The following is a 20,789-nucleotide window of genomic DNA, read 5'->3' as shown; positions in this document are numbered from 1 at the left end:
GCCTGTGGAGAACTTCATGTCCATTGCCGCCCTTGGATCGCACCGCGCGACTGGTCGCACCATCACCGAGCAGTTCCACGCCTTCGACGCCCACAACCCGTACGTCTACCGGGCCCTGGAACGCATGGCCGCTCGCCGCCTGGCCGCCGGCGCAACCCGGGTCAGCTTGAAGGACCTGTTCGAGGACCTGCGCCGCCAGCTCCCTCATGGGGTCGCCGGACTGAACAACAACTACACCGCCCTCTACGCCCGCCGCCTGATCAGCGAACACCCTCACTGGGCTGCGGCGTTCGAGCTGCGCCGCCGCCGTGCCGCCTGAGACACCCCTCTCTTGCCTCGTCCCGCCGTCCACCGATACGGAGAACCTCTTCTTGTCCGCTCGTCCTCTCGTGCTCGTCGTTTCTCCTGGCGACGAGACCTACCGCGGCTACTGCCTGGAGCAGGTGGCCGCCGCGTACGACGTCGTCCTGCTCACCGGCACCGAGCCGTCGTGGGAGAAGCCGTTCATCGTCGACCACACCGTGGTCGATCTGAGCGACCCCGCAGCGGTGCTCGCCGGCGGCCGGGCGCTGGCCGAGCACCATGACCTTGCCGGCGTGGTCACCTGGGACGAGTGGCACCTCGTCTCCACCGCCCGTCTCGCCCGCGCGCTCGGTCTGTCCTCGACGTCCGTCGAGGTGATGCGGGCCTGTCGCAACAAGGCCACCGCCCGGGCTCTGTTCGCCCGCCATGGGGTGCCCTCGGCCGCCTCGATGAGGGCGCGGACTCTACTGGAGGCCGGCCTGGCGACGATGACCCTCGGCCTGCCGGCGGTCATCAAGCCCGCGGCCTTCGCGGGCAGCATCGGAGTGATCCGCGTCGACCGGCCCGAAGAACTGCCCGCCGCGTTCGCGTTCGCCTCGGCCGGTGCGAGCCGCAGTCGCGAGGACACCGGCGTCCTGGTCGAGGAGTACCTTGACGGGCCGGAATTCTCGGTCGAATGCGTCACCCACCGCGGAGCGACCACGGCGGTTGCCGTGACCCGCAAGCACCTGGGCCCCGCGCCGTACTTCGACGAGGCCGGGCACACCGTCGATGCCGCCGACCCGCTCCTGGCCCAGGTCGCCCCGGCCGCCGCTGCTGCGGTCAAGGCCCTGGGGATCACCGACGGTGTGCAGCACGTCGAGCTGCGCCTGGTGGACGGTCGGCCGCGGTTGATCGAGGTCAATGCCAGGATCGGCGGCGACATGATCGGCCACCTTGTCCGTCTGGCCACCGGCATAGACCTGCCCCGGGCCGCCGCCGACCTCGCCTGCGGCCGAGCGCCGGACCTCACCCCGACTCGCAGCGGGGCCGCGGGCATCCGCATGCTCTACCCGGATACCTCCGGCACCCTGACCGCCCGGCACATCAACCAGCCCTTCGCCGCCCACACCCCCTGGCTGCGCCAGGTGCAGTGGATCCGCGAGATCGGCGACGAGCTCGTCCTGTCGCCCGAGGGCGACCTGTTCACCGCCCGGGCCGGGTTCTACATCGTCACCGGCCGCACCACCGCCGAGGTCACCGAACGCCTCGACACCGCCGCCGACGAGATCACCGTCACCACGAGGGCAGACCGATGAACTCACAGCCCGATTCGCACCACGAGATCGACGGCGACGTCTACGTCTCCCCGCGCCACCTCGCCTCCACCACCGGAACCGGCGACCCCGCCCTCGCCCCGTTGCTCGACCTCGGCTGGGACCTGCGGTACGACGAGGACTCCAACGTGTACGTGAGCGCTCCCGACCGGCGCGTGCGCCTGGGCTACCTGCCCGAAGGCGAGGACGACGGGCTCTGGCGCATCAACGCCTACAAGGACTCCTTCGGACCGCCGGCGTGGGGCGTCTGCTTTAACGACCGCGTTCCCACCGAGTTTGTCCAGGCGTTCACCACAATGCTGGCCACGGCGTACGAGCAGGGGCCGGATGCTTACCTTGCTCGTCCGGTCTCCGGCATCGACGAGCACGATCCCTTCCTCGCGGTCGTGCCGCTTCTGAAGCAGGGTTGGGAGATCGACCGTCCGCGCTGGGGCGTCTTCGCGGTCCAGGCCCCGGATGGGCTCGCCGGCATGGAGTTCACCACCGGCGACCTCGATCCGGAAGCCGAACTGACCACGCGCGACGCGCGCTGGCAGCTGTGGGCGGGCAAGTCCATCGACCGGCCCGTCTGGTACGCCACGGCCAGCACCGACACCCCGGTCGCCCTGCTCACCGCCGTCACCGAGTGCGTCGCCGATCCGGCTCCCCTGCCCCGGTGGCGCGAGTTGACCTCCAGCTACATCAAGGGGATGGCCCAGCTCACCCCGATCCTCCCGCCGGGCCCGTCGGCTCCCACTCCGCTCGACGTGCAGCGGGCCGTCTCCTCCCGCCGTCCGGCTGCGCTGCCCGCGGCCAGCGTCCCGCGCTGGAGCACCACCAGCCGACCGGCCCTGCCCGGCCCGCGCCTGTAGGACCAGCCAGACCTCGACCGGAGCCTCTCTTGTCCCTGCAAGCCGCCGAGTTCTTCGCCGAGCTGTGCCTTCCCTTCCACGACCACACCGTTGTTGGCAACACCTACTTCGCTGTCCCGATCCCCGATGCACCGCTGCGGATGCGGATCGACTTCACCCGCACCATCCACGCGGACACCTACGGAGGGCTGCGTGTCGCCGTCGTTCACCCGGAACGCGGCGAGATCGACGCGGTGGCGCTCAGCTTCGTGGACCACGGGACCTTCCACCGCCGCGATGAAGCCACCAATACCCGGCCGAACACCAAGCAGTACGGCACCTTCGACACCTATCACCGCCCCGGCCGCCCGCCGTGGGACGGGGCCGTGACCACTGGGCTGCGCGACGCCATCGAGCAGTACACCGCCGTCTGGTTCCCCGGCGCCTGGGCCGCGTCCAGGCCCAGGCGCGCGGCTGGCCGTACCCCGCGCAGCACTCCCACCCAGCCGGCTACCCCAGTCGTCGGCCGCACCCGCTGACCTCCCCCGACCGATCAAGGAGTCCTCTTCTTCGTGCATGCACGTTTCATCCGATCCGCTGCTGCTGTCGCCGTTATTTGTGCACGGGTGGTCAATGACCGCCGGGAGACGCTGCATCGATCACCGATCGCGAGGCCATAGACCCGGGCGTCACTCAACGTGCTTCATCGGTGACAGGCGGGGGTGTGTGCGTCGTTACGGTGTTCATGCCTTGTTCGGTATTTCAGTGCCCGCGTAGTTTAGCCAGGGTGTGCACCTCGGTATTCGAGTAAACACGCTTCGTTACAGAATCTGCAGGATGAGTTTTCGCCGCTTACCGTGAGAAGGAGTTGTATGCCGCCGCACCGCAGATCAAGGGGCGTATCGATGTCCAGACTGGGATACGAAAAACCTTCTGCGCCTAAAGAGTTCGTGACGGCCGTGGATGAAGCTCTTCGCGCAGTAGTCGCATCCGAATCAAGCAGCGGTGCACTAGCCCGATTTATTACTGCCTACAATTACAGGAGAAGATTTTCTTGGCTGCCGGAAAGCGGACTGAACCCAGAGGCGGGTATGGGTGACGGATTGGTATGCGCTTTCCGTTACGCGCTCGCGTCCTACATTCCTGGCCGTTCACAAGCTGTCGAAGTATCTACGGAAGAGTTTCCGATTTCAGGGGAAGTGCGGAAGGGTATTGATGATGCCACTTCAGTAGTGGCAGATGATCCGCTGAGTCTGCTGCAGTTCGACAGTGGTCTTTCTGCAGGGGGTTGCGACTCTCGCCTGATCGGCTTTCAGGAACTCAAGGGCCATATTGTGTCGGCGCTCGAGGATTACTACCTATTCCGGGAGTGCGCCACGTCTCGAGATCCCTGGTAGACGTTCACGTTCTCGCCTCACCGCAACCGTCGGAATCTTAGTCGTCCATCGACCGCCTCAAGCCTGTGACTTGATTTGTCGTAGTAGCACTGTCGTGCCACCCGGAGAGGCGTTCTGCGAGAACTCGCAGTTGAGGTCTTGCCGAGCCGGTTGTATAGGTCTTTTGCGAAGCGCCTCGCCGTAATTGGGGACGAGGTGAATTTTCCGGGGTAAAAAATCCCGAGCTTCTGCACTTCGTGGTACTCGGTCAAGGGTGCACGCGATTCACCCTTTACTTTCTGGCACATGTAGAAATGTGCTTCGACTGTCTTTCGTTCTGCTTGAATTACCTCTAGAAGGCCCGGGAGGTGAGACTCTAGCGACGCGGCGAATGCTTCAAGCGTCCTCGGGGGCAGCGAGTAGTTGTTAGCACGGTCTATGGGATAGTCGGTCCGAGACAGGCAGACGCTTACTCCGGCGATATCTTCAAAAGGCTTAAACGGAACGATGTTTGGCCCGCCTGGTTCCAGCGGCATCATGATCGCCGGCCTGCAGACTTGATCGCCTTTGAGTATCAACACCGGTGTCTTTGTAATTCGAATGCCTGGTGAAATCTGGGGGGCAATCGACTGAAGTAGCTGCGGTATGTATGGCCCGCAAGCCAATATTAAAGCCTTGCACCCTATGCTGGCGCCGTCGCCTGGATTGATCTGCCACCGGTCATTTCTTCGAGTGGCAACTATGTCATCTATGCTTGCGGTCTTTATTTGCTGCACCCCATACGAGGCAATCTCATTTGCGATAATCTGCAGCAAGTGGCGAGTGTCAAACGGCCGGTCTTCTGACTTAGCCACATAATCCAATGGGGTCCCGCGAAGTATGGGGTTCGAATCCTGAAGCTGCTGGATCTCATTGTCCGTCATCGCGTTAATTGGGATGTTTTCCCTTTGGCAGCGCTCTAGGGTCTCCGCGAGGCCCTGTTGACTCCTGAATAGGCAGTAGCTTTCCGTCTCGTGTTGGATGGCCTCGAGATAGGTCTGTGTAATATACTTGTACCCCTCGCGGCATCCTTGCGCTGCAACTGGATCGTTTGCCGCCGCATAGAAAGATCCACTTTGCAGCCACCCTTGATTTCGTGTGGATGCGTGACCTGCTGCAGGATCTTTTTCGATTACGATACAGTCGCAGTTTCGTGCGGCCAACTCTCTTGCCAGGAAGAGGCCAGCGCATCCCCCTCCGATTATGCCGACGTCGTGATACCACATTCGGCGCTCCGTAGTGCGGCGGATTAGGGGCGAAACGGTCAATTCCAGTTCACCGTGTCGCCTAAGGCTTCGCAAGCGGGGGATGCCCCGCAGGCCGACACGCTGGAGCGCTGGAATGTGGCCGTCCTGCACCGCCGACGCACCCGCGCCGCGGGGCACGAGCTGGACAGCCCCAGTGAGGACGTGGCCGCCGACGCCTCGCCGCGCACGGTCGAGGATGCCCTCGTTGGGTCCATCACGTTCTACCGGGTGCACCTCGACCGAGGCCGCAACGCCTTCTTTATCCTGCCATCCCTTGACCGGCAGCTGCTTGTTGTCGGTGTAGCAGCCCAGTTGAAGCGGTTGGCGATGGCGGGAGGGTTGCAACAACGGTGTTGTCTTCCGCGACCAGTTGTGGGCGACGGCTCCCGGCGACGGCAAGCCGGTCGAGTCGGTCACCTCCGGCTTCGGCCACCCCTCGGCACCGGCCTGCTCAACGCCGAGGAGAGCGCCCTGCTCGGGCGGCCCGCATCGCCGGACGCGGGCAGTACGGAGGCCGACTGGTCCGAGCTGTCAGAGGCATGCGACATCATCGGCAGATGGCCTCCACACCAGCAGCCCCAGCGACCTATCTGGATCGCCTGTGGTCGGACTTGGACTTGATCGAAGCGGACTTCGTGCAGATCCTCGCGGACTCGCAGATCCGGAACACCGACCCCAATCGCGGACGCACCTACGCGATGTACATCGGCGCTCCGAATTGGGGATGGGTGCCCAGCGGCCCCGAACTCGAGGCGCGACGAATGGAGCTGTTGGGGCGCGTGCGGGACTGGGAGCCACTGTTCCGGCTGCTGTTCCCGCATCCGACGCCCGAGGTCACCAAGCGTCTTGAGGAGAACCTTGAGCTGCTGCGGCGCTGGCTTGAGCGCCCTCGCGACAGAACGGTGCCAGCCACCATTCACCAGGCCACCGGCCGGGTGCGCGACGCAGTGACCACGCTCCGGCAGCTGGGCGAGCTGCTGCCCCCTGATTCCTGGGCGGTGCGTTTGGTGGTCGACACGAACGTGCTGCTGGATGACCCCGACGTCGCGATCTACACGCCGCTGCTGGGGAAGCGGTACATGGTTCACCTGATGCCCGCTGTCCTGCGGGAACTGGACGATCACAAGCGTGCCGGACGTAGCCCCGATATCCGAGAGGCGGCGAAGAAGGCGGACCGCCGTCTGAAGGGACTGCGGACCAACGGTGACGTGCGGCGCGGCGTCCGCGTCGCCGGTGATGTGCACGCCGTTTTCGAGCACATCGAGCCCAAGGGCGACGGACTGCCAAACTGGCTGGACCTGGACGTGCCCGATGACCGCCTGGTGGCTTCCACACTGCTTCTGCAGTCCCGGCACCCCGGCTCTTGTGTCTACGTGGCCAGTAACGACATCAACCTCCAGACGAAACTCGCCGCAGTCGGACTGCCGTTCGTCGAGGCACCATGAACGGACGCTCCGCGTTTCATACGCTCAGGACATGACGTTGACGCCGCAAGAGCTTGAGGATCAGGAACAGACCCTGGAGCTGATCAACAGCGAACTCGCGGCCCGTCTGGCGCGGCAGTCGGAGTCGGGCGCGAAGGTAGACACCAAGGCGGTCTTCCTGGTGGGATTCGCGGCCACAGCCGCCCAGTTCCTGGCCTCCCGGAACTTCGAGCCGTTCACCGGCACCGCAGCCTTTACGGCTTACGCGGTTGCCATCGGCTTCGGCATTTCGGTTTTCAACCTTGCCGAGTACGAGGACATCAAGCCGCGGGATGTGCTGGACACCTACGCCCGCTCGACGAAGGGCGCGACGCTGGGGGCTCTCGCCGGAACGCGGGTGGTCATGTTCGAGAAGAACGATGCCCTGCACCAGCGGAAGGCGAGACGCTGGACGGTCACGCTGGCCGCTGTCGCTGCCGGGAGCTTCCTCTCGACTGTCAGTCTCGTGCTGCACACTGACGGCCATGACAAACGCACAGAACCAGGGGAACCCGCCCCCACCTCCTCCGCCCCCGCCCAGCCTCACTGACTCCCTCGCCAACCCGGCTCTTGTGGGCACGGAGAAGAGGAACGAAGACAAGCCCGCGCGCAACAGGGCGGCCACCGGGGGACAGGCCGTCGAACGGCGCTGACCCGCACCGAGAGAGCGGCCCTCGCCCGCGTGGTGGGACAGCACGAGACCCCGAGCATCTACGGCCCGGGGTCTCTCTGTGCTCTGGGTTGGTCTCGTAGGTGTTGATCAGTTCTTCGCTTTACGCGGGGACTGCGGTGAGGCTGTGTTCGTCGTTGAGTGCCGCGAGGTGGCGTTCGGCGTCCAGGGCGGCTTGGCAGCCGCTGGCGGCGGCGGTGATGGCCTGGCGGTAGGTGTGGTCGACGACGTCGCCGGCGGCGAAGACGCCGGGCAGGTTGGTACGTGTCGACGGCGCGTCGACCGCCAGGTAGCCCTGTCCGTCCAGGTCCAGCTGGCCCTTGAACAGTTCGGTGCGAGGGTCGTGACCGATCGCGATGAACAGGCCCGTCACGTCCAGGTCGCGTGTGGCGCCGGTGAGGACGTCGCGCAGTACGACCCCGGCGAGCTTGCCGTCCTGGTCCTTGATCTCGGCGATCTCGCTGTCGAAGGCGAAGGAGATCTTGTCGTCGGCGAAGGCGCGGTTCTGCATGACCTGGGAGGCGCGCAGAGTGGAGCGCCGGTGGACGACGGTCACGGAGCGGGCGAAGCGGGTGAGGAAGGTGGCCTCCTCCATCGCGGTGTCGCCGCCGCCGACCACGACGATGTCGCGGTCCCGGAAGAAGAACCCGTCACAGGTCGCGCACCAGGACACGCCCCGGCCGGACAGTTCGTCCTCCTTGGGAAGGCCCAGCTTGCGGTACCCGGACCCGGTGGCGACGATGACGGCCTTCGCCCGGTGCACGGTGCCCGCCGTGTCGGTGACGGTCTTGATGTCGCCTGTCAGGTCGACTTCGACGATGTCGTCGTCGACCATCTCGGCTCCGAAGCGCTCCGCCTGGGCGCGCATGTTCTCCATGAGGACCGGGCCGTCGATGCCTTCGGGGAAGCCGGGAAAGTTCTCGACCTCGGTAGTTGTCGTGAGCGCGCCGCCGACGAAGATGGCGCCGCCGAAGACGAGCGGCTTGAGTTCGGCGCGGGCGGTGTAGAGGGCGGCGGTGTATCCGGCCGGGCCGGAGCCGATGATGACGACGTCCCGCACGCCGTCGGTGGTCGTACCGCTCACGCTGTTCACGCCTCCTGCTTGGCGTCGATCTCGGCGATCAGGGCCTCGATACGGGTCTTGATCTCGTCGCGGATCGGGCGCACCGACTCGACACCCTTGCCCGCCGGGTCCTCGAGGGCCCAGTCGAGGTACTTCTTGCCGGGGAAGATCGGGCAGGCGTCGCCGCAGCCCATGGTGATGACGTAGTCGGATGCCTGGACGGCCTCGGTGGTGAGGATCTTCGGCTTGGCGTCGGCGATGTCGACGCCGACTTCCTTCATCGCCTCGACGGCGGCCGGGTTGACCTGGTCGCCCGGGATCGAGCCGGCGGAGCGGACCTCGATCCGGTCGCCCGCGAGGTGGGTGAGGAATCCGGCGGCCATCTGTGAGCGGCCCGCGTTGTGGACGCAGACGAAGAGCACGGAGGCGAGCGGGGCGGTGGACATGGATTCTTCCTTCAGGATCAGCGGGTGGTTCAGGCGGGCAGGGAGGACAGAAGGTCGGTGATGTGGGCGTCGATAGCGTCCCGGATGTCACGCACGGCGGCGAGCGGGGCGCCGTCGGGGTCGGCGACGGGCCAGTCCAGGTAGCGGCGGCCGGGCACGATGGGACAGGCGTCGCCGCAGCCCATGGTGATGACGATGTCGGCAGCCCGCACGACCTCGTCGGTCAGCGGCTTGGGAAACGCCCCGGCGGCGTCGACGCCGGCCTCGGTGAGGACCTGCGCGATGAACGGCTCCACCTCAGCCACGGGGTGCGTGCCGGCCGAAGAGACGGTGACCCGGCCCGCGGCGCGGCGGGCGAGGAGGGCGGCGGCGAGCTGTGAGCGGCCCGCGTTGTGGCTGCAGACGAACAGCACACGCGGCAGCCCGCTGCCGGGGCCGCCCTGGACGTGGGCGAGAGCATCAAGGCGTTCCGCGGTGAAGCGTTCGGCCAGCACGACCAGGTGCGTGCGCACCTGCGCGGTGGCGGCCAGCAGGCTATAGGAGTCGGTGAGCAGCGCCTGGACGGTCTCCGCGGAGAAGCGGCCAGCGTGCCGGGCGGCGAGGCGGGCGACTCCGGCGGCCAGGCGCTGGTCGGGCAGCAGGGGTAGGGAGGAGGCGGACACGGGAACTCCTTCGACGCGCCCAATAAGTCAGCCCGTGCTGGTATCAGCGCGTGGTGATGTGACAGTATCAGGGCATGCTGACTTCAGTCGATCCTGATGTGATCCGGGTGTTGGGCGATCCGCTCCGCCTGAAAATCGTGACCCTGCTGGCGCGCGAAACGCTCTGCATGACGCACCTGGTGGAGGAGACCGGAGCCAAGCAGACCAACCTGTCCAACCACATGAAGGTGCTGCGCGAGGCCGGACTGGTGGACACCGAGCCGTGTGGCCGGTTCACCTACTTCAAGCTCAAGCCCGACGTCCTGGCCGGGCTCTCCGAGCAGTTCGCCACGCTGGCCGCCTCCGCCCGTACCGCCGCCGAGAACAAGAGGGCCTGCCCGTGACCTCCACCGAGCCCACCGCCGCGTCGACAGACACCGGCGGGGACGACTCGATCGTCAAGAAGCTCTCCACCCTCGACCGCTACCTCGCGGTGTGGATCCTGCTCGCCATGGCCGTCGGCCTGGGCCTGGGCCGCCTCATCCCGGGAATGAACGACGCGCTGGCGAAGATCGAGATCGGCGGGATCTCCCTGCCGATCGCGCTCGGCCTGCTGATCATGATGTATCCGGTGCTGGCCAAGGTCCGCTACGACAAGCTGGATTCCGTCACCGGCGACAAGAAGCTGATGGTCTCCTCGCTGGTCATCAACTGGATCGTCGGACCGGCGGTGATGTTCGCGCTGGCGTGGATCTTCCTGCCGGACCTGCCCGAGTACCGCACCGGCCTGATCATCGTCGGCCTGGCCCGCTGCATCGCGATGGTCATCATCTGGAACGATCTCGCGTGCGGCGACCGCGAGGCGGCCGCCGTCCTGGTCGCGCTGAACTCCGTCTTCCAGGTGATCGCGTTCGGCCTGCTGGGCTGGCTGTACCTGGACCTGCTGCCCGGCTGGCTGGGCCTGGGCGACGGCGAGCACCTGGACATCTCCATGTGGGAGATCGCCCTGAACGTCGTCATCTTCCTCGGCATCCCGCTCCTGGCCGGCTTCCTCACCCGCCGGATCGGTGAGCAGAAGATGGGCCGCGAGTCCTACGAGTCCAGGTTCCTGCCGAAGATCGGGCCGTGGGCGCTGTACGGGCTGCTGTTCACGATCGTCATCCTCTTCGCCCTGCAGGGAAAGACGATCACCTCGCAGCCGCTGGACGTCGCCCGGATCGCGCTGCCGCTGCTGGTGTACTTCGCGGTCATGTTCTTCGGCACCTTCCTGCTCGGCAAGGGCCTCGGCCTGGCCTACGACCGCACGGCGACGCTGGCGTTCACCGCGGCGGGCAACAACTTCGAGCTGGCCATCGCGGTCGCCATCGCCACCTTCGGCGTCACCTCCGGCCAGGCCCTGTCCGGTGTCGTCGGCCCGCTCATCGAGGTGCCCGTCCTGATCGGCCTGGTCTACGTCGCGCTCGCCTGGCGCCGCAAGTTCACCACTGACATCAGCCAGCCGGTGAAGGGAGCCCAGTGAACTGCCTGGACTGTCACGGCGCGGGAGACCAGACACTGGCGCATGGCGTCTGCGTCCAGTGCGGTGCTGCCGTGTGCGCGCAGCACTCACAGATCAGCGAGCAGCACCTGACCTGCACCAAGCCCTTGTACCGCACGGTGGCCATCGAGCCGCCTGTACGGCGCTTGATGTGCGGGCCCTGCGCGGCGGCCCATCAGGCAAACGCCGCGTGCTGCCCGCAGTCCGCGCAGTTCGTCCGGACACCGTGACAAGCAGCCGGCACGCTCAGGTGGTGGTGATCGGCGGCGGGCAGGCCGGGCTCGCCGCCGGCTACCACCTGCGCCGCAAGAAGCTCGACTTCGTCATCCTCGACGCCCAGGCCGCGCCGGGCGGGGCCTGGCGGCACACCTGGGACACCCTGCACCTGTTCTCCCCGGCCGCTTTCTCCTCGCTGCCCGGCCGGCTCATGCCCGCCCAGATGGGCGAGGAGTACCCGGACGCCTCTCACGTCGTCGACTACCTGGCCGACTACGAGCAGCGCTACGACCTGCCCGTGCAACGTCCGGTCCGGGTGAGCGCCGTACGGCCCGACGGCGGGCGGCTGCGGGTGGAGACAGATGCAGGCGTCTGGTCGGCGGGGGCGGTCGTGTCGGCGACCGGCACATGGTGGCGCCCCTTCCTGCCCGCCGTCCCGGGCCGGGAGGTGTTCGCCGGCCGTCAGCTGCACACCACCGGCTACCGGCACCCGGCCGACTTCGCCGGGCAGCGCGTCGTGGTGGTCGGCGGCGGGAACTCCGGCGCGCAGATCGCCGCCGACCTCGCCGCCCACGACGGCGTCGACCTGACCTGGGTCACCCAGCGCCCGCCCCGATATCTGGCCGACGACATCGACGGCCGCGCCCTGTTCGACGCCGCGACCGCCCGCCGCCGCGCCCTGGACGATGGCACGGCCGACACCGGCGGTGTGGCCTCGCTCGGTGACATCGTCGCGGTGCCGCCGGTCCGCGCCGCCCGGGACGCCGGACTGCTGAAGGCCCAGCCGATGTTCGAGCGCCTCACCCCTGACGGGCTGGTGTGGGCCGACGGCACGTCTGCTCTCGCGGACGCAGTGATCTGGTGCACGGGATTTCGGCCCGCCCTGTCCCACCTGGCCCCGCTGGGCCTGCGCGGATCCCGCGGGCACATCGCCACCAAGGGCACGCGCGCGATCGGCGAGCCGCGGCTGCACCTGCTCGGCTACGGCGACTGGACCGGCCCCGCTTCGGCCACACTGATCGGCGTCGGACGCCCGGCCCGAGAAGCCGCTGCCGAGATCGCTGCGCTCCTGTCCTGACTGCGGACGCTGGTCTATGCGGCCTGGCGGCGCATCCGGGACAGGACATGGTCGATATCGCGGCCGACTCCTCGCAGGGTCTTGGAGGAGAAGCTGCGCTGGAACTCCATGCCGACGAATCCGAGACCGCGCACGGTCGTGGCGATGCCGCCGCGGTGCAGGGGTCGGCCGTCAGCGTCCAGGGCGCCGCTGCTGGCCAGGTAGGGGAATGCGAGGCGGTAGCCGGTCGCGAGGACCACCGCGTCGACCGCCTCCTTCGTGCCATCGGCCCACACGACCCCATCAGGCGTGAAGCGGGTGAACATCCCTCGCTGGTCGACATCGTGTTTGTGCAGGGCGGTGCGGTAGCGGCCGTCGTCCAGGACCGAGACCGGCGCTTTTTCCAGCAGGCGCCGGATGGGGGCGATGTCCAGGCCGGTGTGCTTGAGCCACCAGTGCAGGTCCTTGCCGAGTGGACGCTGTGTCATCCAGTTGATGGGGCGGCGGGTGGCCAGCGTGGTGTCCGCCACGGCTCCGAGTTCGGCGGCGATCTGGATCGCGGAGTTGCCGCCGCCGACGACCACGACCCGCTGCCCGGCGAATGCTCCCGGGGTGCGGTAGTCGGCGGCATGGAGCACCCGGCCGGTGAACTCCGCCTGCCCGGACAGGTCCGGGATGTACGGGGTGCCGTAGTCGCCGGTCGCGGCGATAACCGCCCGCGCTGTGAAGTCGCGGCCATCCTGGGCACGCGCCGACCAGGCGCCCCCCTGGCGGGTGACCGAGGAGACAGTCGTGGAGGTATGGAGGTCCGCAGTGAGTCGGCGGGCGTAGGCGCGCAGGTAGTCCACCACCTCGTCCCGCGTCGGGTACCGGTCCCCGTCGCCGGGGAAACGCATCCCGGGCAGCGAGGAGTATCGGGCCGGGGAGAACAGGGTGAGGCTGTCGTAGTAGCGCGGCCACGCCCCGCCCGGCGCCTCATCGGCCTCCAGAATCAGGGTGCGGGCGAAGCCGTGACGCGAGGCGAGAGCGGCGGTGGCCAGGCCGGACTGCCCGGCGCCGATGACGAGGAGGTCGGCGTGTTCCATGAGATCGTGGGCCCTTCATGACGAGTCGTTGTTTCGGGAAGTAACGAAATGTTGGGCGGGGCAGTGAACGCAGCCGACGAGGGCGGGTTCGCGGTGGATGCGGCGACGGCCGACTTCCTCAAGGCCCTGGCGAGCGAGACCCGGCAGAAGGTGATGCAGCAGTTCGCCGGCGGCGTTGAACTGACCGTCGGCGAGATTGCCGAGCGGTGCGCGCTGAAGCCGTCGACCGCCTCAGAACACCTCAGCCTGCTGCGCCGCGGCGGCCTGGTCCTCTCCCGCAAGGAGGGCAAGCAGGTCTTCTACCGCGCCGACGGCGCGAGCATGGCGGAGCGACTGGGCGCGCTTCATGAGTACCTGGCGCGCTGCTGCCCGCCGGGCTGCGCCTGACCAGTAGCGCCAGGTGACGCGTGACCGGTCAGGTACGCAGGTCGAGCATGGCGGACATCGCGGCGACCACGGACGGGGCGACCTGGTAGTAGACCCAGGTTCCGCGCCGCTCGGAGGTGAGCAGTCCGGCTTCGCGCAGCTTCTTCAGGTGGTGGGAGACGGTCGGCTGGGACACGCCGACGTCGGAGATGTCGCAGACGCATGCCTCGCCGCCCGCGTATGAGGCGACCTTGGAGAACAGGCGCAGCCGCACCGGATCGGACAGCGCCTTGAACATCGCGGCCATCTTCTCCGCGTCGGCCTGCGACAGTTCCCCTGCGGTGATCGGCGGGCAGCACGGCACCGCCGCCCCGGTGTCCAGGACGGGAAGCTCGACAACCTCTGACTTCGACATGCGTCTATGTTGACACTCGTCGATGCGGGTGGCAAGGTCGAGACATCGACAGGCATCGAAACAAGGAGTCGTCGTGACCACTCGGATCCGTACCGCTTTCACCGTCGCCCGGGCCCGCCGCACCTCCCGTCACCTGGCCGGCGTCAGCTTCTGCGACGGCTGCGCACAGGTCTGTGACGCCTCCTGCCGGGCCATGGCCCACCAGCGGCGCACCCAGTCCGCACTCTCCATCGCCCGCTGATTCCGCCCCAACCACTCAGGGAGATCGACCACCATGAGCGAGCAGCAGCTCCCCGTCGTCGTCATCGGAGCCGGCCCCGCCGGCCTGGCCGCAGCCGCGCACCTTGTCGAGCGCGGCATCGAGCCCTTGGTCCTGGAGGCGGGGCCGGCCGCCGCCTCTGCGGTGCGCGAGTGGTCCCACGTGCGGCTGTTCTCCACCTGGGGCGAGCTGACCGACCCGGCCGCGGAGAAGCTGCTCGCCCCCACCGGCTGGACCAAGCCCGACGCAGCCACCTACCCGTCCGGCGGGGACTGGGCCGAGCTCTACCTTCAGCCCCTCGCTGACGTCCTCGGCGACCGCGTTCGCGTGGGCGCCACCGTCACTGGGGTCTCCCGCACCGGACGCGACCGCCTCGTCGACGCCGACCGCGAAGCCCAGCCCTTCGTCGTCCACTTCACTACTGCCGAGGGCGAGGAGCGCGTTTTCGCCCGGGCCGTCATCGACGCCTCCGGCACCTGGACCACCCCGAGCCCCGCCGGCGCCAGTGGCCTTGCTGCCCTCGGAGAGAAGGCCGCCGCCGACCGCATCACCTACCGCGTGCCCGACTTCAAGGACCCGGCCATCCGGGCCCGGTACGCCGGCAAGCGCACTGCCGTGATCGGCTCGGGCGCCTCGGCGTTCACCGCGCTGGCGACTCTCGCCGACGTCGCCCAGGACGAGCCGGGCACGCATGCGGTGTGGATCCTGCGCCGGGGGATCTCCGGCTCCACGTTTGGCGGCGGCGAAGCCGACCAGTTGCCCGCCCGCGGCGCTCTCGGGCTCGCGGCGAAGGCGGCTGTCGACAAGGGATACGCGGACGCGGTCACCGGATTCCGCACCGAGGCCATCGAGCGCGACGGCGAAGGCCGACTGGTCCTGGCCGGTGAGGACGGCCGTCGCCTCGACCCCGTGGACGAGGTCATCGTGCTGACCGGGCTCCGGCCCGACCTGTCCTTCCTGTCCGAGGTCCGCCTCGGCCTGGACGAGCGGCTCCAGGCCCCCGTCGAGCTTGCCCCGCTGATCGATCCCAACCAGCATTCCTGCGGCACCGTCTATCCGCACGGCCACCGCGAGCTGTCCCATCCGGAACAGGGTGTGTACCTGGTCGGCATGAAGTCCTACGGCCGCGCCCCGACCTTCTTGGCGATGACCGGCTATGAGCAGGTCCGCTCCGTCACCGCCGCCATCGCAGGCGACCTTGAGTCCGCCGACCGCGTCGAACTCACCCTTCCGGAGACGGGGGTGTGCGGCGGCGCCGGGCTGTTCGACGACCCTGCCGCCGGGCAGGCCGACGGCGGCGGCTGCTGCGCTCCCGCTGCGGCGCCCGCGCTCGTGCAGATCGGTGTCGGCGCCGCGGCCGCAGAGGGCCCTGGGGATCCGCAGGCGGGCGGCTGCTGCGGCTCGTGACCAGCCTCAACACCCCTGAGCGCGGGGCCGCGACCGGAACCGGGGACCGGTCGCGGCCCCGCGCCGTCCTCCCGGCGTTGTGCGCGACACAGATCACCAGCTGGGGCATCGTCTACTACGCCTTCCCCGTGCTGAACCCACAGATCACTGTCGACGCCGGCTGGCCGGCAGGGGCCACCACGGCCGCGTTCTCCGGCGCGCTGCTCGTCTCCGCCATCGCCGGGATACGCGTCGGCCGGATCATCGACCGCCACGGCCCGCGCACCGTGATGACCGCCGGATCGGTTCTCGGCGTGCTGAGCATCCTCCTCGTGGCTGCCGCCCCCAACCTGCCGGTGTTCTTCGCCGGTTGGCTGCTGGCAGGGCTCGCGATGTCGGCCACCTTCTACCAGCCCGCCTTCGCCGCACTCACCCGCTGGTGGGCCCCCGACCACATCCGCGCCCTCACCGTCGTCACCCTGGCCGGCGGCCTGGCCTCCACCGTCTTCGCGCCCTTGACCGCCGCGCTCGCCGACCACCTGTCCTGGCGCGCCACATACCTGGTACTCGCCGCGATCCTGGCCGCCCTCACCATCCCGGCCCACGCCTTCGCCCTGAAGGCGCCCTGGCCCCAGGCCCCACCCGCACCCGACCACGCGGGCGACAGCGCCGCAACAGTCGCTGGCAGCAGGCCGTTCCGGCTCCTCGCCGCCGCCCTCACCCTCTCCTCGTTCGCCACGTACGCCGTCGTCGTCGCCCTGGTTCCGCTCCTGCTCGAGCGCGGCTTCACCACCACCCAGGCCGCCTGGGCCCTCGGACTTGGCGGCGCCGGGCAGACCCTCGGCCGCACCCTGTACGCGACGCTCGCACGCCACACCGATGTGACCGCGCGCACCACGGTCCTGATCGCGCTCGGCGGCGTCACCACGGCCGCCCTGGCGTTCGTCTCCGGACCGTATGGACTGCTGATCGCCCTCTCGGTCGCGGCTGGCACGGTCCGTGGCAACCTCACCCTTCTCCAGGCCACCGCCATCACCGACCGCTGGGGCACCGCCCACTACGGGCGTCTGTCCGGCCTGCTTGCCGCCCCCACCACGGCAGTTGCAGCACTGGCCCCCTTCGCAGGCGCTGCTCTGGCCGTGCCCCTGGGCGGATATCCCGCGCTGTTCGCCGTCCTGGCCGTGCTGTCCGCCCTCGGCGCCGCCACCGCCGTGGGATCCGCACCGCGATGACGACCCTGAGCGCCGCACGAGCGTGTCCAGCCAGGGGCCTAAGAAGGGTCAACCACGCAACAGACCCAACACCATCGTGTAGTTGGGGTGTTGTAGTCACTGTGCCCTCGTGGCTTCAGGCGGGCTCGCTCGGTGTGCCGCGTTTGGCGCCGTCTGCCTCCCGCCCCTGCGGTAACCCCGTCATGTTGTGGATCGGCATGGGGTGCCCCTGCCCTCCTGATGGCAGCGTGCCCAAGGCGTACCCGGAGACAGGGAGTGTTCGGCAGGAGTGGCGGCGGTTCCCCGGCAACGCCATCTTGATTAAACAGAGTGGTAAGGCGCACGTTCCAGGCGCCTGCGATCACTGGCAGAAGACGAGGTGCGGCCCCCGAAGTGGGGTTGGATTCTCGATCCGTCCCCCGGAGACTGGGACCGTATCAGCGAAGGCAGCCCAGCCGTTGCCACTGGGGGGAACGCGCAGCTGCGGGCGACGAGCCGGTGCATGACGTGCATGGGGACTCTCGGCAGCTGATGATCTGCGGGGATTGCCGTGCTGTGGGGTAGCTGACCAGAGGGCCGAGGGCTTGCCGTCGGCCTTCCTTCGTTTCGTGGTTCTGGGCACGCCGGATGCGGTGCGACTCGGTTCGACAGCAAAACGACTGGGTTCGATGTCAACGGACAGTTCGTGTCCGTTGTCAGCGAAGTTAGTCGCTGTGTCAGCCAACCCAGTCGCAGTGCAGCGGGACGTCGGCCGCACCTGCGATTGAACTTGCTGATAGCAGCCGTGCAAGCCTGCAAGGCACGTGATGCATGTCCGAGCAGGAGAGACGTACCTTCGGACCATGGGAGAGTCAGACAGGCGACGACCGTCGAGCCGACGCCATCACACTGTGCCCCGGTTTTATTTGAAGCGATTCGCCGACGCGGATGAGCGGATCATGCGCGTCCCCATCGGCATCGAGCAAGCTCCCCGCCCGTGCGGCATAAAGGACGTTGCAGTATGCAACGACTTCTACTCGTTCCCCGATGACACCGGACAGCTGGACGACTCTGTCGAGATCGCGCTCTCCAAGCTGGAGGGGGAAGCGGCCCACGTGCTCCGAATGGTGGTCGATGAAGACTGCTGGCCGCTGCCAGCAGCCGAACGAAAGACGATGACGGACTGGGTCGCTGCACAGTTCTTGCGGGTCCCGGCTAGGAGGCAGGCTGCCAACGAGGTGTTCGACCACCTGACGAAGATCACGTTGGCGATCGAGGGAAAGCAGGAACTGCGCGAACGGCTCGAAGCGGAGTCTGGCGGACCGGTCTCTGGCGAAGAGGTTGAGCAGAAGTGGGCCGAGAAGACCGACTTCTCCAGCTACACCGTGAAGCCCCCAGTCGTGCACCACATGGCGAGCATGGCCAGCGGCATCCCGGCGGCAGCTGACGTCCTGATGCAGCGCGGTTGGGTGATGTACCGCTTCAAGCGCAGAAAGTTGATCACGTCGGACCATCCCGTGACTCTCATACGTGACCCTCGGACACCGCACTGGATAGGCGTGGGTCTGGCAACGGCCGCTGGGGTCGCGATTCCCCTCGGCAGGCAGGTGGTGCTGCTGATGTCGGCTCCCGGAGCTCCGGACCGCACGGGATCGCCGACTGCGGCACTCGCCCAGGACTTCAATCAGCGATTCGCGTTCAGCGCGCGATCCGCGGTCTTCCATCATCCGGACGACACGCCTCTGGTCGGGGTGGAGTTGCCCTCTAGACGGACAAACGAGATGCGGATTAGCCAAAATTTGGAGGACTTCATTCCGCCCGAACCGCTTTGTGACGCGTGAGCTGGCGACCCGGACACGTGAGGCGACTGCGTTTACTGACACAGCAACTAACTTCGCTGTCAACGGACAGTTCGCCGGGGGCAGACAGGAAAGATCGCGGAAAGACTGGCCAACGGGCGAGAGGGCATGTCAACGTAGACGACCTTGCAAGAAACCCCAGGTCAGAGAGGTGATTGCCCGTGACCGTAGCCCCTGCGCGCCCCGGTTTCTCCACCACCGTCGAAGCCCTGCGACCGCGAGAGTGGCAGCTCGGCCCCGGTCAGCAGCCGACCCTGGTCATGGACCAGTTCTCCGCCGAGGACTTTCACCTGATCGTCGATGATCGCGCGGACGTGCACGTCAGCTCCAAGGACGGCCGGTTCTACCTCGGATGGTTCCCGCTCGGCCGCCCCGGTACGGATGGCGAGGGATGGAAGATTGCCGTCACCGGCACCGCCAAGGTCCGCGGCTACCACCTGTCGTTCGACACCGAGACGCCGGCCGACATCGTCGCCGCGACCGTAGCGCGTGTGCTGGAGACCTCACGCTGCCTCTGACAGCGCGGACACCGACACGTAATGCCCGCACTGTGAGCGCTGGCCGTACCGAAGGCTGGCCCGTCCCGTTCCACTGCCCTGTTTTCCTCGCACCCCAGGAGGCTGTTCGTGACGTCCCCGGAGATGACCGTCGGCGATCTCATTGACCTGTTGTCCGGCTGTGACCGGAGTGCTCCGGTCCGCCAGGCCATGAACCCGTTCTTCCCGATGGCACACCGCTTGGCGCAGGTCCTGCAGTCGGTCGACGAGACCGGCCGGACCGTCGTCTACCTCGCCGAAGGGCGTGACGAGGACGCACAGCTCGGCCACCTTCCGCCGGAGGTCGCCGTCGAGCTGACGTGGCAGGGCCCCGTCCAGGCGCCCCCGCGCCGCCCCCGCCGTCGCGCCGGCGGCAACTAGACCCGCACCGAGCCCTTGGAGGCGCCCCTGTACCCCGACTTCCCGCCCGACTCGTCCACCCCGCGCGGCGGCCAACCCGCGTTCTGGGTCGGCCCCCGGCACCTGGCCGGTGACGATGGACGCCTCTACGACGTCGTCGCCGACGCGCTCGCCGGCCTGGGTTGGACGAGCCTGACGATCGTCCGCGGACGGCACGAGCCGGACGAGGCGCCGGAGGACCGCCAGGTCCTGCGCAGCACCGTCCTGCACATCAGCCCCGACGCCTTGCGCTGGGCCCAGTGGGGCCTGGCGGACGAGCCGTTCCACCTGGGTGAGCTGCCGATCGCCTGGCAGATCTCCGCCCGAGCCGAGGCAAGCAGCCCGCTCGCCCAGTGGTCGGCCTACTTCACCCGTGACGTCCCCGGCGAGGCAGTGGTCGACTTCCTCGTCGCGCTCGACGCAAGCGATCAGCCTGCCGTGCCGTTCGCCGGATCCGATCTGGTCCTTGACGCAGTCGCCACCCACGGATGGTTCCGCGACATCGACCAACCCCAGGCGGCGGCGACGGACCCGACGTTCACCTCGCACATCAGCCTCGGCGACGTTCCGCCCCTCATCCAGGACGCTGACCCGCGGGCCCTGTCCGCCGAGGACGAGGAGACGGGACCGGCCGGATGGCAGGCGTGGGCCGAGCCCGCGCTCGGTGCACCGTGTCTGTGGGCGGCATCGTTCGCCGCCAGCGTCCCGCACGATCTCGTCGCCGCTTTCGCCGCCTCCCTCAGCTCGACCGCACCGGTCCTGCGGCGGGTACTGCCCGAGGCCACGCAGGAGCGCCTCCTGCGCGCGCCGGCCATCTAACGTCCCGCGTACAACTCTCGACGATCGCAGTCCGGCACCCTCCCAGTTGGGGGTGTCGGACTTTCTTGTTTCTCGGGTGAAGTGGCCGTTCGGTCTTCGATGCCAGGAAGAATTGCCGCCTGTTGATGGAACGAAGCAGGATGCGGCAATGCACCCCAGCCCCGGCGCCGCCTTAACCTCGATCTTGCGTGACGGTCCGCCGACGGAGTCGGTGGACCGTTTTCGTGTTCTGGGCTGGGAGCGGGCAGGGCGAGTGCCCGAGTGTCGTCTC

General features: G+C 67.9%; 25 protein-coding genes. 19 read left to right on the top strand and 6 right to left on the bottom strand.

All coding sequences use genetic code 11. The annotated features are described in order from the left end of the window. Positions 1-16: 16 nt before the first annotated feature. From ACFY93_RS33830 to ACFY93_RS33810, 5 genes are all read left to right on the top strand, one after another. Complete coding sequence (locus ACFY93_RS33830; RefSeq protein WP_327720343.1) at positions 17-319, top strand: hypothetical protein; 303 nt, start codon at positions 17-19, stop codon at positions 317-319. A gap of 52 nt (positions 320-371) precedes the next feature. Continuing rightward, positions 372-1,601, top strand: coding sequence for an ATP-grasp domain-containing protein (locus tag ACFY93_RS33825; protein WP_391365757.1), 1,230 nt, complete (start codon positions 372-374; stop codon positions 1,599-1,601). After that, positions 1,598-2,470: a DUF317 domain-containing protein gene (locus tag ACFY93_RS33820; RefSeq protein ID WP_391365756.1), complete on the top strand. Its 873-nt coding sequence runs from the start codon at positions 1,598-1,600 to the stop codon at positions 2,468-2,470. Before ACFY93_RS33825 ends, ACFY93_RS33820 begins: the two co-directional genes overlap by 4 nt. A gap of 29 nt (positions 2,471-2,499) precedes the next feature. Next, a complete protein-coding gene (locus ACFY93_RS33815; protein WP_381056127.1) occupies positions 2,500-2,988 on the top strand; it encodes a hypothetical protein in 489 nt (162 codons plus the stop codon). A 366-nt stretch (positions 2,989-3,354) separates the two neighbouring features. Further along, positions 3,355-3,846: a hypothetical protein gene (locus ACFY93_RS33810; protein WP_391365755.1), complete on the top strand. Its 492-nt coding sequence runs from the start codon at positions 3,355-3,357 to the stop codon at positions 3,844-3,846. Positions 3,847-3,863: 17 nt separating this feature from the next. On the opposite strand, the gene ACFY93_RS33805 is transcribed toward ACFY93_RS33810, so the two are convergent. Beyond that, positions 3,864-5,528 carry an FAD-dependent oxidoreductase gene (locus ACFY93_RS33805; RefSeq protein ID WP_391365754.1) on the bottom strand — a complete coding sequence of 555 codons (1,665 nt, stop codon included), beginning with the start codon at positions 5,526-5,528 and terminating at the stop codon, positions 3,864-3,866. A gap of 140 nt (positions 5,529-5,668) precedes the next feature. On the opposite strand from ACFY93_RS33805, the gene ACFY93_RS33800 reads away from it, so the two are divergent. Both ACFY93_RS33800 and ACFY93_RS33795 read left to right on the top strand, forming a co-directional pair. Continuing rightward, complete coding sequence (locus tag ACFY93_RS33800) at positions 5,669-6,556, top strand: PIN domain-containing protein (protein ID WP_391365753.1); 888 nt, start codon at positions 5,669-5,671, stop codon at positions 6,554-6,556. 31 nt (positions 6,557-6,587) lie between these two features. Further along, the gene (locus tag ACFY93_RS33795; protein WP_391365752.1) at positions 6,588-7,124 is read left to right on the top strand and encodes a hypothetical protein; all 537 of its coding nucleotides are present in this window, start codon (positions 6,588-6,590) and stop codon (positions 7,122-7,124) included. A 223-nt stretch (positions 7,125-7,347) separates the two neighbouring features. On the opposite strand, the gene trxB is transcribed toward ACFY93_RS33795, so the two are convergent. From trxB to ACFY93_RS33780, 3 genes are read right to left on the bottom strand one after another with little or no spacing between them, the layout of a single operon-like run. Then, positions 7,348-8,328: a thioredoxin-disulfide reductase gene (gene trxB / locus ACFY93_RS33790; RefSeq protein ID WP_391365751.1), complete on the bottom strand. Its 981-nt coding sequence runs from the start codon at positions 8,326-8,328 to the stop codon at positions 7,348-7,350. A gap of 5 nt (positions 8,329-8,333) precedes the next feature. Beyond that, positions 8,334-8,753, bottom strand: coding sequence for an arsenate reductase ArsC (locus ACFY93_RS33785; RefSeq protein WP_359983600.1), 420 nt, complete (start codon positions 8,751-8,753; stop codon positions 8,334-8,336). A 29-nt stretch (positions 8,754-8,782) separates the two neighbouring features. Next, positions 8,783-9,415 (bottom strand): three-helix bundle dimerization domain-containing protein, encoded by a 633-nt coding sequence (locus ACFY93_RS33780; protein ID WP_391365750.1) that lies wholly within the window; start codon positions 9,413-9,415, stop codon positions 8,783-8,785. Positions 9,416-9,489: 74 nt separating this feature from the next. Between ACFY93_RS33780 and ACFY93_RS33775 the strand changes: the two genes are divergently transcribed. The 4 genes from ACFY93_RS33775 to ACFY93_RS33760 are packed head-to-tail and all read left to right on the top strand — an operon-like array spanning position 9,490 to position 12,225. Further along, positions 9,490-9,798, top strand: a complete 309-nt coding sequence (locus tag ACFY93_RS33775) for a metalloregulator ArsR/SmtB family transcription factor (RefSeq protein WP_391365749.1) — start codon at positions 9,490-9,492, stop codon at positions 9,796-9,798. Then, positions 9,795-10,913 carry an ACR3 family arsenite efflux transporter gene (gene arsB, locus ACFY93_RS33770; RefSeq protein WP_391365748.1) on the top strand — a complete coding sequence of 373 codons (1,119 nt, stop codon included), beginning with the start codon at positions 9,795-9,797 and terminating at the stop codon, positions 10,911-10,913. The genes ACFY93_RS33775 and arsB overlap by 4 nt, the downstream gene beginning before the upstream one ends. Next, positions 10,910-11,161: a DUF2180 family protein gene (locus ACFY93_RS33765; protein WP_391365747.1), complete on the top strand. Its 252-nt coding sequence runs from the start codon at positions 10,910-10,912 to the stop codon at positions 11,159-11,161. The genes arsB and ACFY93_RS33765 overlap by 4 nt, the downstream gene beginning before the upstream one ends. A 20-nt stretch (positions 11,162-11,181) precedes the next feature. Beyond that, positions 11,182-12,225 (top strand): ArsO family NAD(P)H-dependent flavin-containing monooxygenase, encoded by a 1,044-nt coding sequence (locus ACFY93_RS33760; RefSeq protein ID WP_391365764.1) that lies wholly within the window; start codon positions 11,182-11,184, stop codon positions 12,223-12,225. A gap of 14 nt (positions 12,226-12,239) precedes the next feature. Here the strand turns inward: ACFY93_RS33760 and ACFY93_RS33755 are convergent, their stop codons facing one another. After that, complete coding sequence (locus ACFY93_RS33755; RefSeq protein WP_391365746.1) at positions 12,240-13,289, bottom strand: NAD(P)-binding domain-containing protein; 1,050 nt, start codon at positions 13,287-13,289, stop codon at positions 12,240-12,242. Between the two features lie 63 nt (positions 13,290-13,352). Here ACFY93_RS33755 and ACFY93_RS33750 point away from each other — a divergent pair, with 63 nt between their 5' ends. Then, positions 13,353-13,676: a metalloregulator ArsR/SmtB family transcription factor gene (locus tag ACFY93_RS33750; RefSeq protein WP_391365745.1), complete on the top strand. Its 324-nt coding sequence runs from the start codon at positions 13,353-13,355 to the stop codon at positions 13,674-13,676. 28 nt (positions 13,677-13,704) lie between these two features. On the opposite strand, the gene ACFY93_RS33745 is transcribed toward ACFY93_RS33750, so the two are convergent. Next, a complete protein-coding gene (locus tag ACFY93_RS33745; RefSeq protein WP_391365744.1) occupies positions 13,705-14,070 on the bottom strand; it encodes a metalloregulator ArsR/SmtB family transcription factor in 366 nt (121 codons plus the stop codon). A 73-nt stretch (positions 14,071-14,143) separates the two neighbouring features. Here ACFY93_RS33745 and ACFY93_RS33740 point away from each other — a divergent pair, with 73 nt between their 5' ends. From ACFY93_RS33740 to ACFY93_RS33710, 7 genes are all read left to right on the top strand, one after another. Then, on the top strand, positions 14,144-14,311 hold the full coding sequence (locus tag ACFY93_RS33740) for a hypothetical protein (RefSeq protein WP_391365743.1): 168 nt from the start codon (positions 14,144-14,146) through the stop codon (positions 14,309-14,311). Between the two features lie 33 nt (positions 14,312-14,344). Beyond that, positions 14,345-15,736, top strand: a complete 1,392-nt coding sequence (locus ACFY93_RS33735; protein WP_391365742.1) for an NAD(P)-binding domain-containing protein — start codon at positions 14,345-14,347, stop codon at positions 15,734-15,736. Then, positions 15,733-16,947 carry an MFS transporter gene (locus ACFY93_RS33730; RefSeq protein ID WP_391365741.1) on the top strand — a complete coding sequence of 405 codons (1,215 nt, stop codon included), beginning with the start codon at positions 15,733-15,735 and terminating at the stop codon, positions 16,945-16,947. Before ACFY93_RS33735 ends, ACFY93_RS33730 begins: the two co-directional genes overlap by 4 nt. A gap of 785 nt (positions 16,948-17,732) precedes the next feature. Next, positions 17,733-18,746: a DUF4238 domain-containing protein gene (locus tag ACFY93_RS33725; RefSeq protein ID WP_391365740.1), complete on the top strand. Its 1,014-nt coding sequence runs from the start codon at positions 17,733-17,735 to the stop codon at positions 18,744-18,746. A 179-nt stretch (positions 18,747-18,925) separates the two neighbouring features. Next, on the top strand, positions 18,926-19,282 hold the full coding sequence (locus ACFY93_RS33720; protein WP_391365739.1) for a DUF317 domain-containing protein: 357 nt from the start codon (positions 18,926-18,928) through the stop codon (positions 19,280-19,282). 108 nt (positions 19,283-19,390) lie between these two features. Continuing rightward, the gene (locus ACFY93_RS33715; protein WP_371565154.1) at positions 19,391-19,681 is read left to right on the top strand and encodes a hypothetical protein; all 291 of its coding nucleotides are present in this window, start codon (positions 19,391-19,393) and stop codon (positions 19,679-19,681) included. A gap of 15 nt (positions 19,682-19,696) precedes the next feature. Then, positions 19,697-20,518 (top strand): DUF317 domain-containing protein, encoded by an 822-nt coding sequence (locus tag ACFY93_RS33710; protein WP_391365738.1) that lies wholly within the window; start codon positions 19,697-19,699, stop codon positions 20,516-20,518. Positions 20,519-20,789 lie beyond the last annotated feature (271 nt).

It is taken from the genome of Streptomyces sp. NPDC008313 (assembly GCF_042956125.1).
Taxonomy (GTDB): Bacteria; Actinomycetota; Actinomycetes; order Streptomycetales; family Streptomycetaceae; genus Streptomyces.
This window is presented reverse-complemented; position numbering and strand designations above follow the sequence as displayed.